Genomic DNA, 18,341 nt, shown 5'->3' with positions numbered 1-18,341 from the left:
TGAGAGCGCGTCAGCCGGTCGTCGGAGTCAGCACGGCATGAGCGCCCACCCCTACCGGTTCGGGATCGAGGAAGAGTATTTCCTTGCCGATGCCGAGACCCGCGGCACCCCGCGCCGCTCGGTCAAGCCGTTCCATCAGGCGGCCGGGGAGCGGCTGCCCGAGATCGGGCGCGAGCTGCTGCAATGCCAGGTCGAGGTCTGCACCCCGCCCTCCACGGCGTTCCCGGCCGCCCACGCCGCGCTGCGGGAGCAGCGGCAGGCGCTGGCGGAGCTGGGCCGCGAGCACGGGCTTCTGGTCTTTGCCGCCGGCACCCACCCCATCGCCGACTGGGCGCGGCAATTGCCGACCAAGGGCGACCGCTACCGCGGCATCCTGCGCGATGTCGGCCTCGCCGGGCGGCGCAGCCTGATCTGCGGCATGCACGTCCATGTCGAGGTCGCCGACCCCGACCGGCGCGTCGCGCTGATGGACCGGCTGCTGCCGTTCCAGCCGCTGCTGTTGGCCCTCTCCGTCTCCTCGCCGTTCTGGCAGGGCAAGCCGACGGGGCTGGCCGCCTATCGCCTCAGCGCGTTCGGCGAGCTGCCGCGCACCGGCCTGCCCGACCTGATGGGCGATGCGGCGGCCTACGAACGCTACGTGCGGATCATGACCAATGCCGGCTCGATCCAGGATGCGAGCTTCCTGTGGTGGTCCCTGCGCCCCTCGATCAAGTTCCCGACGCTCGAACTGCGCATCGCCGATTCCTGTACCCGGCTCGCCGACGCCATCGTGGTCGCGGCCCTGTTCCGCTGCCTCGTGCGGCTGATCGAGCGCCGGCCCGACATCAATGCGGGGCTCACCGGCGTCTCGCGGGCGATCGCGGCGGAGAACCTGTGGCGGGCCCAGCGCAGCGGGATCGAGGCCGAGCTGATCGACGAGGCGTCCGAGCAGGCCTTCCCCTTCGACGCCGCCCTCGACACGCTGCTCTCGCTGATCGCGGAGGATGCCGAGGCGCTGGGCTGCACCGAAGAGGTGGCCGACGCCCGCCGCATCCTTCGCGAGGGCACCAGCGCCGACCGGCAGATCGCCGCCTTCGAGGGCACCCGCGGCGGCGACACCAGCAACCGCCAAGCCCTCGACGCGGTGGTGGACTGGCTCGCCGAGACCACGCGTGACGGGTGACGGCTAACCGAACAGCTCCGCGAGGCTCACGAGGCTGAGGCTCGCGATCAGGAGGCCCACCACGACCATCAACACCCGCGCCGGGATCACCCGCACCAGCAGGGCGGCGATGGGTGCCGCGAACAACCCGCCGACGACGAGGCCGGCGATGGTGGTCCAGTGGGTCAGCCCGCCGAGCAGGGTGAAGGACAACCCGCTCGCCACCGCGACGAAGAACTCCGCGGCGTTGACCGAGCCGATCGAGGTGCGCGGATCCTGACCGCCGCCGACCAGCGTGGCTGTCACCACCGGCCCCCACCCGCCGCCACCGACCGCATCGACGAAGCCGCCGCCGAGCGCCAGCGGCACCACGGCCCGCGGCGGCGCGCGGTTGGCCTTCAGGGTGCGGAACGCCTTCGACAGGACGTAGAGCCCCATCCCGAGCAGGTAGACCGAGACGAACGGCTTGATGGTCTCGCCATCGACCGAGGTGAGAAGGGTCGCGCCCGCGACCGCGCCGATCACGCCGGGGATCAGCAAGCGCCGGAACAGCGGCCCGTCGACATTACCGAGCCGCCAATGCGAGAGGCCGGAGAAGGCGGTGGTGAAGATCTCGGCCACATGCACGGAGGCTGAGGCCGCCGCCGGCGGCACCCCGGTGGACAGCAGGAACGTGGTCGAGGTGATGCCGTAGGCCATGCCGAGCGCGCCATCGACGGTCTGCGCCGCGAGGCCGACCGCCGCCGCGGTCCAGAAGCCGCGACTGCTGAGGCCGTCCCGGACCGCCTGGACGGTGCCGGCATCGGCCAATGTCGCGAACAGGGCCGCAGCGGCGGCGACGGCGAGGCCCGCGAGCCCGATCAGGGCCAGCGTGCGCGGCTCGACGCGCTTCGTCGGCCGCGCGGCGGCGGAGGACGATCCGGCCATCGGGAAACGATCCATGCGAGAGGGAGCCGACAGGCTAAGGACTCGGGCGGCGCGAGCAAGGGAGCGGAGTTCCCAAGTTCAACGCGCGCCAAGGCCGAAGCTCTCCCTCGCTCCCCTGCGGGGGGGAATGTCCTTCCCGCGAGGATCGCGCTTTCCCTGACGGAGCGGCCGTCTCAGCCCTTCTCGAACGGGTTCTTCGTGGTGCGCAGGGACAGCCGGATCGGCGTGCCGGGCAGATCGAAGGCTTCGCGCAGGCCGTTGACGAGGTAGCGGGTGTAGGATTTCGGCAGGGCGTCGAGCTGGTTGCCGAACAGGGCGAAGTGCGGCGGGCGGCTCTTCACCTGGGTCGCGTAGCGGATCTTGATGCGCCGGCCGGAGACCGCGGGCGGCGGGTTGCGCTGGAGCGCGTCGGTGAGCCACGCATTGATCCGCGCCGTCGAGACGCGCCGGCTCCACACCTCGGAGGCATCGACCACGGCCTGCATCAGCTTGTCGATGCCGTCGCCGGCGAGCCCCGAGAGCGACACCACCGAGACGCCGCGCACCTGCGGCAGCAGGCGGGTGCAGTCTTCCCGGAGGGTCTTGAGCAGGCCCGGCTGGTCGGCCACGAGATCCCACTTGTTGAGGCCGATCACCACCGCGCGGCCCTCGCTCTCGACGAGATCGACGATGGTGAGATCCTGCTTCTCGAACGGGATCGTCGCGTCGAGGAGCACGACCACGACCTCGGCGAAGCGCACGGCGCGCAAGCCGTCCGAGACCGCGAGCTTTTCGAGCTTGTCGTCGATGCGCGCCCGGCGGCGCATGCCGGCGGTGTCGTGCAGCTTGATCCGGCGCCCGCGCCACTCCCAATCGAGGGAGATCGAATCGCGGGTGATGCCGGCCTCGGGGCCAACCAGCAGGCGATCCTCGCCGATCATCCGGTTGATCAGGGTGGACTTGCCGGCATTCGGGCGCCCGACGATGGCGACGCGCAGGCCCTTGCCGCCCTCCCCGTCCTCGTCCTCCTCGTCGGGTTCGGGCAGAACCTCGCGCAGGGCATCCTGCAGCGAGCCCAGGCCCTCGCCGTGCTCGGCCGAGAACGGGATCGGATCGCCGAGCCCCAGCGAGAACGCGTCGTAGGCGCCGGCCATGCCGGCGCCGCCCTCGGCCTTGTTGGCGATGAGGATGACGGGGCAACCGGAGCGGCGCACCAGTTCGGCGAAGGGCCGGTCGGACGGCAGGACGCCGGCGCGGGCGTCGATGACGAACAGCACCGCGTCGGCTTCGAGAATGGCGGCCTCGGTCTGGGCGCGCATGCGGCCGAGCAGCGAATCGGCGTCCGCCTCTTCGAGGCCCGCGGTGTCGATGACGCGGAAGGCGACGTCGCCGATGAAGCCCTCGCCCTCGCGGCGGTCGCGGGTCACGCCAGGGCGGTCATCCACCAGGGCGAGCTTGCGCCCGACCAGCCGATTGAACAGGGTCGACTTGCCGACATTCGGGCGTCCGACGATCGCGACGGTCGGCAGATCCATGGGAAATAACAGTCTCGTCAGGCGCGCGGGCAAGGGAGCCCGACGCGCAACATCCAGTTCGAAGATAGGCGGTTCCGGCCGCGCCGTCAGCGGGTGATCGGCGGCGGCGCGGCATTCTCGGGCTTGGCTTCCGTCACGGTGACGGCGCCACCGGCCACAAGCGCTTGGTAGATCTCGACCCGCTGACGCAGGCCCTGGGGCGTCTCGCCGTCGGTGCTGATCTGGTCGAACCAGCGTCCGGCGCCCTCGATGTCGCCGCGCTTGAGCGCCGTCAGGCCGAGCATCTCGCGGGCGGTGTGGCGGAAGGCGTTGGTCGGGGCGGCAAGCCCCTGGAGGCTGGTCAGCGCCGCGTTCGGATCGGTGCCGTCGAGGCGCAGCAGCGCCGCGCGCAGGCGGGCGAGGTCGCGCAGGGCATCGCCGATGCCGGTATCGGCGGCGAGCTTGTCGTAGGCGTCGGCCCCGGCGGCGGCATCGCGCTTGGTCGCCTCGGCGGCGAGGCGGAAGCGGGCGAGCAGGGCGTAGCCCCCCGGCCCGTCGGCTTGGATCGCGGCGAAGTCGCGGTCCGCCTCCTCCGCCTTGCCGTCCTTGGCGAGGCGGTTGGCCTTGTCGAAACGCACGGAGGCCGCCTCGGCGCGGGTGCGCTCGGCATGGCGCCAGTAATTGTAGCCGCCGACGCCGGCCACGAGGAGGACCGCCAGGGTGATGATCAGCGCGTTGTAGCGCTTCCAGATGTTGGCGATCTGGTCGCGGCGGTAATCCTCGTCGACCTCGCGGATGAACTCGTTGTTCTCGGCCATGACAAATCCGGGCGCTCCTCGCGGAGCGCGCTCGCCTCGCTCGTCGTCGTATCGAGGGCGCCTAGCACAGCGCCCCCGCTTTGGCGAATAGGGGGCTCAAGTCTGTCAGGGCCATCGCGCGAAGCCGCTTGAGCGGTTTCGCGGCGCGAAGAGTGCCGCGCGGAGCGGGCTTTTCGGGGCTTTAGCCTCGGAAAGCATCGAGCGGAGCGACAGCCTGAGGTCGCGGAGGCGACCGCCGACGCTTGAGGCCGGAGTCAAACTAGAGCCGTATCCGACCTGATTGTATCAGGCCGGCGTCTCTAGGTCCTTGTTTTGACGCGCATTCTATCGACGAACCGGTTCCCACTTCGTCGGAATGCGCTCTAGGGCGATCGCTTCGAGCGATCGCCCTGTCAGGCCTGCCCCGGCCAGGCGGCGACGCCGATGAGCAGCGGGTGCAGGTACTTGCCGAACACGAACCACGCCACGACGCCGACGACCACGGCGATGGCGTCGTTGCGCCAGCCGGCCGGCGCGGCCTGCCCGCCATGCTGCTGCGCCACTTGGCCCGCCGTGAGCGCGCGGCGCTTGGCGCTGATGCGGGCGACCACCGCCCAGGCAAGGAAGGAGCCGAACAGCAGGATCGAGCCGAGATCGCCGTTGGCCAGGAGGTGGGCGGTCGCCCAGATCTTCACGGCCAGCAGCATCGGGTGCTTGAGCCGGGCGCGGAGATGGCCGGGCAGGTAGGTCGCGGCGAGGCTGATGAAGGCGAACAAGGTCAACAGCACCGCGAGATGCCGGGTCCAGAGCGGCGGCGACCAGACCGGGATCATGCCCTCCTGCCGGTAGAGGCCGTAGCCGTAGACGGTCAGGATCAGGCCGAGCACCGAGAGCAGGGTGTAACCGAGCTTGAACCGGCCCTCGCCGATCCGGCCGATCACCTCCCCGCGCTTGGCCCGGGCCATGGAGAAGGCGTGCGTGCCGAGAAACAGCACGAGGCCGAGGATCATAACCAGCATGGGGGCAGCCTGTGGACGGCGCTCGCTCCGGCGGATGCGGACAAGCTCCCTGTAACGGTTCAAAACGCAATCTTTTCGCGATGTCCAGACTGACTCGCCTCCTCGTCGCAGCGCTCGCGCTCTCCTGCGGCGCCGTGCCGCCGGCCCGCGCCGCAGCGGAGCCGCCGCTCTCGGCGCTGACCCTGACGGGACCGGAGCGGACGCTGTTCTCCGCCACCCGCGACGCCTGCGACGGCGCCGACGTGCCCGATGCGCCCGCCCGCGCCTTCCGCGACGCGTCGGGTCAGATCGCCATCTTCGGCCTGCACTACCGCAACCGGGCCCTGCGCGGCCCCGACTTCGAGCGCCTCAAAATCGATTGCCGCGTGGTGCTCGATTCCGGCGAGAAACCCGACCCGGCGCTCTACGACGACCGCTCGTGGATCACCGCCACCTGGACCGAGGACGGCACGACCATCGCCGCCCTCCTCCACCACGAGTATCAGGCCAACGAGCATGAGGGCCGCTGCCGCTCCAAGGTGTACATGGAGTGCTGGTACAACACGGTCACGGCGGCCTTTTCCCGCGACGGGGGCTTGAGCTTCACCCGCGCGGCGCCGCCCGCGGTGGTGGCGGGCGCGCCGTTCCGGCAGGAGGAGGGCCAGGGCCGGCACAGGGGCTTCTTCAACCCCTCGAACATCGTCAGTGAGGGGCGAACCCGCTACTTCCTCGCCTCGACCACGGGCTGGGACCGGCCCGGCAGCGATCAGGCGGCGGGCGTCTGCCTGTTCCGCACGGAGCGGCCGGAGGATCCCACAAGCTGGCGCGCCTGGACCGGCACCGGTTTCACCGCCGCCTTCCCCGACCCCTACCGCAAGACGGCCAAGATCGCCGACACCTGCCGGCCGGTCGGGCCGTTTCCCGCCCCCGTCGGCGCGGTGGTGCGCCACCGCGGCACAGGGGCCTGGATCGCGGTGTTCATGGCGGCCAAGGGCGGCGTGTTTCCGGAATCGGGCTTCTACTGGAGCACGTCGCGCGACCTGCTGACCTGGGACGTGCCGCGGCTGCTGTTGGCCGGAGCCACGCTCTACGACGATCCCTGCAGGGCCAAGGGCAGGCTGATCGCCTACCCGTCCCTGCTCGATCCGGGTGCCAAGGGCCGCAACTTCGACGATGTCGGCGAAGGCGCGCTCCTCACCTTCGCGACCCTGCGCCTCGAGGGCTGCACCATCACCTCCGACCGCGACCTCGTGCGGCGGCCGGTATCGATCAAGGTCTGGCCGTGAGGCTTACGAGGCAACCGCCTCTCCCATCCTCCGCCTCATCCTGAGGCGCCCGCGTCAGCGGGCCTCGAAGGATCGTCCAGATGCCGCGCGAGAACGGGAGGCTCCTTCGAGGGCGACGCTTCGCGCCGCCACCTCAGGATGAGGATGCGAGTGGGATAAAAGCTGTCAGCCGCGTGTCACCCCTCAGCCGAAGCCGAGCGCCGCCTTCTCCTCGAGATAGGCCGCGTGCACCGCGTCCTTGCCGTAGGCCCGCTCGAGCCGGCGCACGGTGAAGTGGGCGCGGGCCATGGACTGGAAGTGGTCCATGAAGGCGGCGTTGACGGCAGCGCCCCCGAGTGCCCCGATCACCGGCACGGCCTGGGCCGCGACCTTCTGCGAGACGACGAGGCCGAACCGGGCGGCGATCTGCGCGGTGAGCCGCACCAGCGGCGGCGCGCCGGCATCGAGCAGCGAGCGGTGGGCCGCATAACGGGCCGCCTCCGACATGGTCTTGGCGAGTGCGGCGCGCACCGCGAAGTAGCCGCTATCGGCGACCGTCGTCTCGGCGCCGGCCCGTCCGCCGAGCGCGAAGACCTGCACGCAGGCGAGCGCGCTCTCGGGGTCGCTGAGGTCTTCGCCCTCTTCCCGGGCGATCTCGGCGATGGAGCGCAGCATGAGCGTCGTGGAGACCGGCAGCTCGACCGCCAGCGTCGCGAGGCCGAGCACGCCGCCGACCGCGCCGGTCACCGCGGCGAGCGCCTTGTGACGGGTTTCGCTCGACCCGAGCAGGCGGCTCAGGCGCCCGCCGGCCTCGGTTTCGATGCGCTCCAGCGCCGTGCCGGCCGGCTTCACGTCCTTGTCCGGCAGGGTCGCCAGCGCGACCCGAAGGGCCGTGCGCATCGCGCCTTCCGTGGCGCTGGCCACCGTCTCGGTAATGGGCGCCGGCAGTGCGCGGCCGATCATGTCGAGGGGTGCGCCCGCGGCCGCCGAGAGGCGGGAGGCGAGCCCCGGCTTCTCCAATACGGTCACCGCGCGCCGCAGGACGGCGCGGTCCTCCTCCGACAGGGGCTTTCCGGCCGGCGGGTCGATCGGAACCGGCAGGGTTTCTCCGACAACGGCAAGGTCGTTCACGTCTGCGCCCTCGCGACTTTGGACGGGATCTTGGGGCCCGCTTCGGCTGAGGCAAGACCGACGGGGCCGGTTGGGTTCCCCTGCACGGCCTCGGGCGTGGCCTCGGCCGGGCTTTCCGCGGGCGCCGTGCGCTGCGGGGTGCGTCCCACGGCAAAGCACAGGGCGACGACGGGGATGCCGACCGCCGCGGTCATCGCGAAGAAGGCCGGGAAGCCGTAAGCCGCCACCACGAAGCCGGAGGTGCCGGCGACCAGCTTGCCCGGCAGGGCGTAGAGCGAGGAGAACAGGGCGTATTGCGTGGCCGCAAAGCCCGGCGTGGTCAGGCTCGACATGTAGGCGATCAGCGCGATGCCGGCGAAGGAGCCGCACAGGCTCTCGATCGAGACCGCGATGGCGAGCCGCCATTGCTCCGGCTCGCCCAGCGCCAGCCACGCCAGCGACAGGTGCGAGGCGGCGGCGATGAAGGCGCCGATCACCAGGGTCGGGAACATGCCGAGCCGGGCGATCGACCAGCCGCCCGCAAAGCCCCCGGCGATCCCGACCCAGATGCCGAACAGCTTGACGATGGTGGCGATCTCCGCCTTGCCGTAGCCGAGCGTGATGTAGAGCGGGTTGGCCATCACGCCGGAGACGAAGTCCGGCATCCGGTAGAGCGCGACGAGCGCCAGCACCGCGAACAGGGCCTTGCCCATCCGGGCGTAGAGTTCCGTCAGCGGCTCCAGCACGGCGCGGCGCACGGCGGCGGGCAGGTCGCGCTTGCCCGTCGCCGCCTCGCGCGGCCGGTCATAGGGCGTGGCGAGCAGGGCCGCGATCAGGCCGACGCCCATCAGCGCGGCCATGCAGAGATAGGCGAGCGTCCAGCCGCCATAGGCCGCGACGTAGAGCGCGCCGGCCCCCGCCAGGATCAGCCCGAACCGGTAGCCGAGGTTCGAGGTGGCGGCCATGATGCCCTGCAGGTCGGTGCCCGCCGCCTCGATGCGCCAGCCGTCGATCACCACGTCCTGGGTGGCGGCGCAGAAGGCGACGAGGAAGGCGCCGAGGCCGATGAGCGCGAGATGCTCCTTCGGGTCGGCGAAGGCCATCAGGACCAGCGCCAGGGCGGTGGCGATCTGCGTCACGATCATCCAGGCGCGCTTGCGGCCGAGGCGCGGGGCCAGGAACGGGACGTCGACGCGGTCGATCGAGGGCGCCCAGAGGAACTTCAGCGAGTAGGGCAGCGCGACGTAGCTGAACAGGCCGATCGTCTTGATGTCGATGCCGGAATCGGCGAGCCGCAGGGTGAAGGTGCCGAGCACGAGCAGGAGCGGCAGGCCGGAGGAGAAGCCGAGCGCCAGCATCTGCGCGACGCGCTTGTCCTCGGTGATGTCGCGCAGGCGCAGCTTGCGCGGCTGCGCTTTCAGGGCCGTGTCCTTAGGAAGCGTCTTGGAGTTCGCCGCATCCGCCATCGCGTAAAACTCCCTGGAGCCCCCGCCCGTCGGGCTGGGTTGCATGGATCTGGGACGCCGCGCGGAGCCGGGCGCCCGGACACTCGCGCATCTTTGATCCCGATCTCCGCAGAAAACATGACGGACTTGCGGCCCGCAGCCCCCGTCATGTCCCTTGCGAGTCCCGCGCAAAGTCGGAATCCTGGGCTCCGTATAGAGCCAACATGGTTGATAGAACCGTAATTGCAGGCTCCCGCACGATGACAGGTCCGCAGGGTGCTCCGTGCTTCACCGCACGGAACGGGGGAGGGGCCGGCTCGTTGGAGTCGCGGGGCCGGACGCTACGGAATGCGTCGGGTGACTCCGGTTCGCGTGCTGCGATCGAGAGCGGCATGCCTGTGTTGGCGTAGAGATGACGGGTTTTCCCAAAGGAGCGAGCCTGCCCTCGGGCGTCACGGTGGAGGTCTTCGCGGCAGCCTTCGAGGCCAGCCCGACGCCGATGGTGGTCACCGATCCGCGGCGGGGCGACAACCCGGTCGTCTGGGCCAACGGCGCCTTTCTCGGGCTCACGGGCTATGCCCGCGAGGAACTCTACGGCCAGAATTGCCGCATGCTGCAAGGTCCCCTCACCGATGCGGCGGTGCTTCAGACGATGCGGTCGGCGCTCGCCACAGGCCGTCCGTTCGAGGGCGAGCTGCTCAATTACCGCAAGGACGGCACATCGTTCTGGAACGGCATGACGATCAACCCCGTCTGCGACGAGGCGGGCAAGGTCCTGTTCTTCTTCTCGGCCCAGGCCGACATGACCGACAAGCACCGCCTGGAATTGGCGATGCGCGACGCCAACGACGCGCTGGAGCGCGAGGTGAGCGAGCGCACCGCCGACCTGCGCTCGGCCCTGGAACAGAAGACCGCGCTGCTCCACGAGGTCGATCATCGGGTCAAGAACAATCTCCAGGTCATCTCCTCGCTGATGCTGCTGAAGGCCCGCCGCACGCCGGAGGGCGACGCCCGCAACGCGCTCCAGGCCATGGCCGACCGGATCGGCGCCCTCTCCACGGCCCACCGGATGCTGTACTCGGAGGGCGACGTCACCCGCTTCGACTTCCGGGAGTTCACCGCCGACCTGATCGCAGACCTCGCCGCCGGCCTCGACGGGGACCGCACCCGGATCGAGACGGAGATCGAGGCGCTGGCGCTTTCCGCCGCCATGGCCGCCCCGCTGGCGCTGCTGATCCACGAATTGACGACGAACGCCCTGCACCACGCCTTCCCGGAGGCGCGCCGCGGCCGGGTAGCGATCGAGGCACACCGTTTCGAGGCGGGGATGCGCCTCGTCATTCAGGACGACGGCATCGGCATGGCCGCGGTGCCGTCCAACCCCGCAGGCTTCGGCCGCACCCTGGTCGAGATGGTGGTGCGCCAGTTGCGCGGCACCCTCGAATGGTCGGATGCCGGGCCCGGCACCCGGATCACGATCACGATCCCGCTGGTCGGGACCGACGCATTGTGACGGACATGCGTTTCTTCACTCCGGGCCGTTTCCACCGGAAACCGGTCCCGCGACGGGCCGGGCCCGCTCCCTTCGCCGCCAATCCGGCGGATCGATTCGGGGCGGGGGGACAAACGACGCCGGGAGAACCGCGATGCCCGAGGTGAGGGAGGGGCCCCTGCGCGTTCTCGTTGTCGAGGACGAGGTGCTGATCGCCCTCGAACTGGAATGCCTGCTGGAAGACCTCGGTCATGTCAGCGTCGGCGTCGCGGGCTCCTCGGCGGACGCCATCGCGCTGGGCCGCACCGCCCTGCCGGACGTGGCGCTGGTGGACATCCACCTCATCGACGGGCCGACCGGGGTGGAGGTGGCGCGCCAGTTGAGCCGCGACCCGCGGGTCACCGTGGTGTTCATGACCGCCAACGCCAAGCGCATCCCGCCGGATTTCGCGGGCGCACTCGGGGTGATCGCGAAGCCCTATTCCGAGCGCGCCGTGGCGGGCGCCCTCGACTACGTCGCCCAGCGCCGTGCCGGCCACCCGCCCTCCGCCGAGACCCTCGACGGCTTCCACCTCGCTCCGGCCGCAGGCGGCGGGGATTGGACCGGCGGAGTGCCGTAAGAGACGGGCGCCGCCGCCCTCACCCCTTCGGCACGTTCCGCTCCAGCTCGTCGAGCCACGCCCGGGCGCTGGCATCCGACGGCGCGCGCCAGTCGCCGCGGGGCGAGAGCGAGCCGCCGGCCGAGACCTTCGGGCCGTTGGGGAGCGCCGAGCGCTTGAACTGGCTGAAGCGGAAGAAGCGATCGAGGAAGACGCCGAGCCAGCGCCGGATCTCCGGCAGGTCGTAGGCGACGCGCTTGGCTTGCGGGAAATCCGGCGGCCAGTCGCCGGCCGCCGCATCGCCCCAGGCATGGAGCGCGAGGAAGGCGATCTTCGACGGCCGGAAGCCGTGGCGCAGGGTGAACCAGAGATTGAAGTCCTGCAGGGCGTAGGGGCCGATCTTGGCCTCCGTGCTCTGCGGCCCCTCGCCTTCCGAGGCCGGCACCAGTTCAGGCGAAATCTCGGTGTCGAGCACCGCCCGGAGGGTGCGGTTCTCCGCCTCGCCGAACTGCCCGGACGCGATCACCCAGCGGATCAGGTGCTGAATCAGGGTCTTGGGCACGCCGGCATTGACGCCGTAATGGCTCATCTGGTCACCGACGCCGTAGGTGCTCCAGCCGAGCGCCAACTCCGAGAGATCCCCGGTGCCGATGACGATGCCGCCGTGCTGGTTGGCCAGCCGGAACAGGTAATCGGTGCGCAGGCCCGCCTGCACGTTCTCGAAGGTGACGTCGTAGACCGCCTCCCCGCGCCCGAACGGGTGGCCCATATCGGCCAACATCTGCCGGGCGGCCGGCCGGATGTCGATCTCCTCCGAGGTGGTGCCGAGCGCCCGCATCAGGGCGTGGGCGTTGGTCTTGGTCTCGTCGGAGGTGGCAAAGCCCGGCAGGGTGTAGGCCAGGATGTCCTTGCGCGGCAGCCCGAGCCGATCGAAGGCCTTCGCGACGACGATCAGCGCATGGGTCGAGTCGAGGCCGCCGGAGACGCCGATCACCGCCCGCTTCGTGCCGGTGGCCGCCAGCCGCTGGGCGAGGCCGGCGACCTGAATGTTGTAGGCCTCGTAGCAATCCTGCGCGAGGCGTGCGGGGTCGGCCGGCACGAAGGGGAAGCGCTCGACCCGGCGCTCGAGCCCGAGATCGCTCTCCGGCGGATCGAGCCGGAAGGGAATCGTCCGCCAGGGCGGGGTGCCGTGCCGTCGGGCGTTGTCGTCGAGGCTGCCGGCCTGAAGCCGCTCCTGGGCGATGAGGTCGAGGTCGATATCGGCGAGCGTCACGACCGGCGCTTGAGGGAAGCGCTGCCCTTCCGCCAGCCGCACGCCGTTCTCGTCGATGCTGGTCTGCCCGTCCCAGGACAGGTCGGTGGTGGATTCCCCCGTCCCGGCCGCCGCGTAGACGTAGGCGCACAGGCCGCGCATCGAGGCGGCGCGGGTCAGCAGGGCGCGGGAATCGGCCCGGCCCACGGTGATCGGGCTGCCCGACGGGTTGGCGATCACGGTGGCGCCGGCGAGCACCGCGTCCATGCCCGGCGTCTGCGGCACCCAGAGATCTTCGCAGACCTCGATCGCGAGGCGGAAGCCCGGCAGGTCGTCGGCGGCGAAGATCAGGTCGGTGCCGAACGGCGCCTCGAGCCCGCCGAGGCGGATCGTCTCGCCCGTGATGCCGGCGCCTGAGGCGAAGTGGCGCTTCTCGTAGAACTCCCGGTAGTTCGGCAGGTAGCTCTTCGGCACCACGCCGAGCAGCCGCCCGCCCCGGATCGCCACGGCGCAATTGTAGAGCCGGTTGCGCCAGCGCAGGGGCGCGCCGACGACGAGCAGCGGCGTGAGCCCGGCGCTCTCTTCGACCAGCCGCGCCACGCCCGTCTCGACCGCGTCGAGGAGGGTCGCCTGCAACAGCAGATCCTCGATGGCGTAGGAGGAGACGCAGAGTTCGGGAAAGACCGCGAGCGCCGCCCCGGCCCCATGCGCCTGCCGCGCGAGGCCTGAGATGTCGGCGACATTGGCCGCCGGGTCGCCCGGATGGCTGCGGCCGGTGCAGGCGGCGACGCGGGCAAAGCCGTGCCGGTAGAGGGAGCGGAAGTTTTTCGGACTCAAGGTCTCTTGGCTCGGATTCGTCACCGGATCTCGCAGCTCACCTGATACGGCAGGAAACCCTGCCAAGCGCCTCTCAGAGCACGATTTCAAGCCTGATTTAGGGGATGCCCGCGACCGGGCCGCCCTCCGTCACCGGGCCTCGAAACATCACCGCCAAGAGCCAACTGCGCTCGATGATATCCGGTTCGCGTCACGCTTGCACCGGCGGGTCCGGGGCGCCCCGGAAGAGGGGAGGGCGCCTGCGGGATGAGCGTGGGCCAAGGTCGAGGCAAGCGTTCGTTAACGACGATCCGCCTACCTTGGGGCTCGAACCGCTCCGCAGGAGCCGGACCTTGTTTCGAGTCATCTCACAGATCATGCGCGCATCGGGACGGCCTCCCCATTCCCATCGTGATCCATCGCGGCCGAGCCGCGGCGGCGACCGCCTGGACCGGTCGATCGGCGGTATCGCCCATCGGCTGATGAGCCTGCGCTCCAACCTCGCCCGGCGGATCGCCGGGGCGCCGCCGGCCTCGCCGCGGGCGCTCCCGCACGCGTTGCCGCATCCGGCGCTGCCGCAGCCCGGCACGGACGGGTTCGACGCCGGCAACGTGCCGAGCTGGCTGGTGCCGCCGGGGGCGATGCTCGGCCGCGCGCCGGCCGCTCCGGAGGGCTGGGGTTCGGAAGCTTGGGCACCCGAACCGGAGGAGGGGCTGTTCGAGATGCCCGCGCCCGCCCTGCCCTACGGCGCTCAGCCGGAGATGCCGTTCGAGAGCCGCATCGATCCCCGCGCCTCCGGTCCCGGCGTCCTGGTGCGCACGCCGCGGCGCCCGGCCGCGATCGCGCCCGAGGCCGGCGTGATCCCGGCGGCCCACGCCCTGCCCGCCTCACAGGATGGGTCTTACGGCGTGCCGCAGCCTGCGCTGCCCGAGGCGGTGCGCTTCACCCGAACCCCCGACACCGTTCTGATGGAACGCCGCCGCCAGGCCCTGGAGGCCGAGCGCGAGGCGCAGCTCCGGGCCCAGGCCCTGCTCGACGCCCAGGCCGCCGCCGAGGCCGCGGCGCTGGAAGCGCAGCGGGCCCGCGAGGCGGCGGAACGTGAAGCCGCCGAGCGCGCGGCGCAACGCAGTGCCGAGAGCGACGAGGCCGCCCGGCTGCGCGCCGAGCAGGCCGCTTCCGAGGTGCCGAGCTGGCGCCGCCCGTTCGTGCCGCCGCCCGGCGTGAGCTTCTTCCGCACCCCCGACCGCCGGCAGAAGTCCGTCGTCCAAGCGCCGCAGGCTGAGACTGCGCAACAGGCGGAGGTCGTGCCGCAGGCTGAGGTCTTGCCGCAGGCCGAGATCGCATCGCAGTCCGCGCTGGCGATCGAGGAGATCCGGTTCGACGCGATGCGCTTCGAGGCCGTCGCCGCCGAGTCCATGCCGGTCGCGCCGCTCCCCGCCCCGGCGGAAACGCCGGAGGCCGCCCTCTTCGCGGCATTCTACGCGCCCTTCATCCCGCCGGTCCCGGCCGAGCCGTCCGACTGGTCGGATGTGCCGGACTGGTCGGCCCTGCACGGCTGGTTCGGCCCGGCCGAGTCGGTGGTCGAGGCCGCCGAGCCTGTCGCGCCCGCCGCGCCCCGCCCGGTGCTGAACGCCATGGCCGCCCGCGCTGCGATCCGCCCGGCCCGTTCGGCGTTCGCCGAGGCCGCGCTGCAGCCCGCTTTTGAGGCCGCCCCGCAAGCCGTCGCACCGCAAGCCGTGGCGCCCGCCCCGGCCCCGGTCTCCGCCATGGCGGCGGCGCCCGTCGCCACGCGGCCTTTCACAGCTTATCCGGCTCCGGCCCCTGCCCCGGTCCAGCCTGCCCCGCAGGCCCCCTCCCCTGCCCCCCAGGGGATGACGACGGCGCCGCTGACCATCCCGGCCCGGCCGGTCCTGCTGCGCACCAAGCCCGGTGCCGAGGTCGAGCCGAGCGAAGATCTGGCCGAGGATCTTGCCCAGGATTTCGCCCGGAATCTTGTCGAAGAGCCGGCTGCCGAGATGATGCAGGAGGCTGCCCTCGACACCGCCGACGCGTTCGAGGTGGAAGCCGCCGAGCCCGTGGCGACCACCGAGCCCGAACCCGAAAACCGTCCGCGGGCGATCCTGCCCGAGCGTCCGATGCTGATCCCCGCCGGCCGCCACCTGGAGGCGTCGTTCGTCGGCAATGCCGACTACGAACTGCCCGACCTGGAACTGCTCGCCGAGCCGCCGCTGAACGACGGCGAGGAGGTCGACGCGGACGAGTTGGAGCAGAACGCGCTCAACCTCCAGCAAACCGTGCAGGATTTCGGCGTGCGCGGTGACATCCTCGCCGTGCGCCCCGGCCCCGTCGTCACCCTCTACGAACTGGAGCCGGCGCCCGGCACCAAGTCGAGCCGCGTCATCGGCCTGTCGGACGACATCGCCCGCTCGATGTCCGCCATCTCCGCCCGTGTCGCCGTCGTCCCCGGCCGCAACGTGATCGGAATCGAGCTGCCGAACCCGGTGCGCGAGACCGTGTACCTGCGCGAACTGCTGGCCTCGGTCGATTTCGTCGAGACCAAGCACAAGCTCGCTTTGTGCCTCGGCAAGAACATCGGCGGCGAGCCGATCATCGCCGACCTCGCCCGCATGCCGCACCTGCTGGTGGCCGGTACCACCGGCTCGGGCAAGTCGGTCGCCATCAACACCATGATCCTCAGCTTGCTCTACCGGCTGAAGCCGGAGGAGTGCCGCCTCATCATGGTCGATCCCAAGATGCTGGAACTGTCGGTCTATGACGGCATCCCGCACCTGCTCTCCCCCGTCGTCATCGACCCGAAGAAGGCGGTCATCGCCCTCAAATGGGCCGTGCGCGAGATGGAGGAGCGCTACAAGAAGATGTCCAAGATCAGCGTGCGCAACATCGACGGGTACAATGCCCGGATGAAGGAGGCGCGCGAGCGGGGCGAGATCATCACCCGCACGATCCAGACCGGCTTCGACCGCACCACCGGCGAGGCGGTGTTCGAAGAGCAGGAGATGGACCTCTCGGCCCTGCCCTACATCGTGATCGTGGTCGACGAGATGGCCGACCTGATGATGGTGGCGGGCAAGGACATCGAGGGCGCGATCCAGCGGCTGGCGCAGATGGCGCGTGCGGCCGGCATCCACCTGATCATGGCGACGCAGCGTCCCTCGGTCGACGTCATCACCGGCACGATCAAGGCGAACTTCCCGACCCGCATCTCCTTCCAGGTGACGAGCAAGATCGATAGCCGCACGATCCTGGGCGAGATGGGCGCCGAGCAATTGCTGGGACAGGGCGACATGCTGTTCATGGCCGGCGGCGGGCGCACGACGCGCGTGCACGGGCCGTTCTGCTCGGATTCGGAAGTCGAGACCGTGGTCGCCCACCTCAAGCGCCAGGGCCGGCCATCCTACCTCGAAGCCGTCACGGCGGACGACGGCTCCTCCGAGCAGCCGGAGAAGCCGGCCAAGGGCGGGCGGGCCGCGGCCAAGGCCGAGAAGGACGATTTTGCCGAAACCGAAGAGTCCGACGCTCCGGTCTTCGACATCGGTGCCTTCGCGGCCACCGCGGGCGCCGAGGGCGGCGAACTCTACGAGCAGGCCATCGCCGTGGTGCTGCGCGACCGCAAGGCCTCGACGAGCTACATCCAGCGCCGTCTCCAGATCGGCTACAACCGCGCCGCCTCGATCATGGAGCGGATGGAGATCGAGGGGATCGTCGGGCCGGCCAACCATGCAGGCAAGCGCGAGATCCTGGTCGAGGGCCTCGCGAGCGCACCGTCCAGCGGCTACGACGACGACTGAGGCCTCTCACGACCGCGCCAATCCGGCCCCCGTCGCATATTCGCCACAGGGGCCGGGTCTACCCGCGAACACGACATCCGGACGCGCCGCCATCGCGCGCGTCCGCACCGGGACGGTAAGTGCCCCACCGGGACGGCAGGAGCCCCACCGGGACGGCAAGTGCCCCGCGCACCCGCAAGCTTTCGGAGATGCCCACACGATGACTGGCCGACGCCTCTCCCTCGCTGCCGGTCCGCTGCTCGTCGCCGCGCTGGCGCTCCAGCCGCAGCCCGTGGAGGCGCAGGTCTCCTCCTTCCTCGACGGCCTGTTCGGCCGCAAGGAGGAGCCGCCGGCCCCTCCGGCCCGGGCGCCCGAGCCGGAGGCCGCCCCGGCCCCGGCCAAGAAGGCGGCAGCCAAGCCCGGCAAAGGACCAGACAAGGCGGCCGAGAAGAGCTCAGAGAAACCCGCTGAGAAGACCGGCAGCATCAAGGCGGCGGCCAAGCCCGGCGCGCCCGCTTCGGCGGCCCCGGCAGCCCCGTCCGGCACGCGGGTTGCGGCGGTCGGAGCGCCGACCCTCGGCGCCTCGCTGCAGGATGCCGACCCGGCCACCGTCGTGGCGGCGGCCAACAGCTATTTCAACGGCTTCCAGACCCTGACCGGCGGCTTCATCCAGATCGGCGCCGACGGGCGGCGCATCGGCGGCAAGCTCACGCTCGCCAAGCCCGGGCGCCTGCGCTTCGAGTACGACCAGCCCTCCCCGCTCGAAGTGGTGGCCGACGGCACCTCGGTCGCGGTGCGTGACCGCAAGCTCGGCACCCAGGATCTCTACTTCATCTCGCAGACGCCGCTGAAATTCCTGCTGCGGGAGAAGATCGACCTCGCCCGCGACCTGACGGTGAGCGAGGTGACCAACGATCCGGGCGGCGTGCGCATCGGGCTGGAGGACCGCTCGACGCTGGGCGGCACCTCGAAGATCCAGCTCTTCTTCGACGCCGAGATGAAGACCCTGTCGCAATGGCGGATCACCGACCCGCAGGGCTATCTCACCACCGTGCAGCTCTCGAACCTGCAGAAGGGCAAGGCGGTCGATGGGTCGCTGTTCTTCATCAATTACGGCCGGTCCGAGGACAAGGCGATGCAGCAGCAGATCGAGGGACGAAACCCCTGATCTGAGCGCGATGAGGGACGGCAACAACATGAATTGCTTCCCCCCTCCGCA

Annotated in this window: 13 protein-coding genes; 6 read left to right on the top strand and 7 right to left on the bottom strand. The window is 70.8% G+C overall.

The window, feature by feature from the left end; genetic code table 11:
• The first annotated feature begins 37 nt into the window (after positions 1-37).
• Positions 38-1,162 (top strand): carboxylate-amine ligase, encoded by a 1,125-nt coding sequence (locus tag OVA30_RS16505; protein ID WP_003599641.1) that lies wholly within the window; start codon positions 38-40, stop codon positions 1,160-1,162.
• Between the two features lie 3 nt (positions 1,163-1,165).
• On the opposite strand, the gene OVA30_RS16500 is transcribed toward OVA30_RS16505, so the two are convergent.
• From OVA30_RS16500 to OVA30_RS16485, 4 genes are all read right to left on the bottom strand, one after another.
• Positions 1,166-2,068, bottom strand: coding sequence for a sulfite exporter TauE/SafE family protein (locus OVA30_RS16500; protein WP_056464441.1), 903 nt, complete (start codon positions 2,066-2,068; stop codon positions 1,166-1,168).
• Positions 2,069-2,241: 173 nt separating this feature from the next.
• The gene (gene der, locus OVA30_RS16495; protein ID WP_003599648.1) at positions 2,242-3,582 is read right to left on the bottom strand and encodes a ribosome biogenesis GTPase Der; all 1,341 of its coding nucleotides are present in this window, start codon (positions 3,580-3,582) and stop codon (positions 2,242-2,244) included.
• 86 nt (positions 3,583-3,668) lie between these two features.
• Positions 3,669-4,379 carry a tetratricopeptide repeat protein gene (locus OVA30_RS16490; protein ID WP_012255192.1) on the bottom strand — a complete coding sequence of 237 codons (711 nt, stop codon included), beginning with the start codon at positions 4,377-4,379 and terminating at the stop codon, positions 3,669-3,671.
• 392 nt (positions 4,380-4,771) lie between these two features.
• Positions 4,772-5,377: an NnrU family protein gene (locus tag OVA30_RS16485; protein WP_253397914.1), complete on the bottom strand. Its 606-nt coding sequence runs from the start codon at positions 5,375-5,377 to the stop codon at positions 4,772-4,774.
• Positions 5,378-5,457: 80 nt separating this feature from the next.
• Here OVA30_RS16485 and OVA30_RS16480 point away from each other — a divergent pair, with 80 nt between their 5' ends.
• Complete coding sequence (locus tag OVA30_RS16480; protein WP_268176088.1) at positions 5,458-6,642, top strand: hypothetical protein; 1,185 nt, start codon at positions 5,458-5,460, stop codon at positions 6,640-6,642.
• A 183-nt stretch (positions 6,643-6,825) separates the two neighbouring features.
• Here OVA30_RS16480 and OVA30_RS16475 read toward each other — a convergent pair whose 3' ends face one another.
• The gene (locus OVA30_RS16475; protein WP_268176087.1) at positions 6,826-7,752 is read right to left on the bottom strand and encodes an EcsC family protein; all 927 of its coding nucleotides are present in this window, start codon (positions 7,750-7,752) and stop codon (positions 6,826-6,828) included.
• Complete coding sequence (locus tag OVA30_RS16470) at positions 7,749-9,197, bottom strand: AmpG family muropeptide MFS transporter (RefSeq protein WP_268176086.1); 1,449 nt, start codon at positions 9,195-9,197, stop codon at positions 7,749-7,751. The genes OVA30_RS16475 and OVA30_RS16470 overlap by 4 nt, the downstream gene beginning before the upstream one ends.
• Positions 9,198-9,588: 391 nt before the next feature.
• On the opposite strand from OVA30_RS16470, the gene OVA30_RS16465 reads away from it, so the two are divergent.
• Positions 9,589-10,689, top strand: a complete 1,101-nt coding sequence (locus OVA30_RS16465; RefSeq protein WP_003599658.1) for a histidine kinase dimerization/phosphoacceptor domain -containing protein — start codon at positions 9,589-9,591, stop codon at positions 10,687-10,689.
• Positions 10,690-10,822: 133 nt separating this feature from the next.
• Positions 10,823-11,287, top strand: coding sequence for a response regulator (locus tag OVA30_RS16460; RefSeq protein ID WP_268176085.1), 465 nt, complete (start codon positions 10,823-10,825; stop codon positions 11,285-11,287).
• Between the two features lie 19 nt (positions 11,288-11,306).
• Here the strand turns inward: OVA30_RS16460 and OVA30_RS16455 are convergent, their stop codons facing one another.
• Entirely contained in the window at positions 11,307-13,379 is a 2,073-nt protein-coding gene (locus OVA30_RS16455) for an NAD(+) synthase (protein ID WP_056115587.1), read from the bottom strand.
• Positions 13,380-13,816: 437 nt separating this feature from the next.
• On the opposite strand from OVA30_RS16455, the gene OVA30_RS16450 reads away from it, so the two are divergent.
• The gene (locus tag OVA30_RS16450) at positions 13,817-17,143 is read left to right on the top strand and encodes a DNA translocase FtsK (RefSeq protein WP_268176084.1); all 3,327 of its coding nucleotides are present in this window, start codon (positions 13,817-13,819) and stop codon (positions 17,141-17,143) included.
• A 199-nt stretch (positions 17,144-17,342) separates the two neighbouring features.
• Positions 17,343-18,290, top strand: coding sequence for a LolA family protein (locus tag OVA30_RS16445; RefSeq protein WP_268176083.1), 948 nt, complete (start codon positions 17,343-17,345; stop codon positions 18,288-18,290).
• Positions 18,291-18,341 lie beyond the last annotated feature (51 nt).

Source organism: Methylorubrum sp. SL192 (assembly GCF_026672325.1).
Lineage (GTDB): Bacteria > Pseudomonadota > Alphaproteobacteria > Rhizobiales > Beijerinckiaceae > Methylobacterium > Methylobacterium extorquens.
Note: the sequence above shows the minus strand (reverse complement) of the source record. Positions and strands in the feature narration are given on the sequence as shown.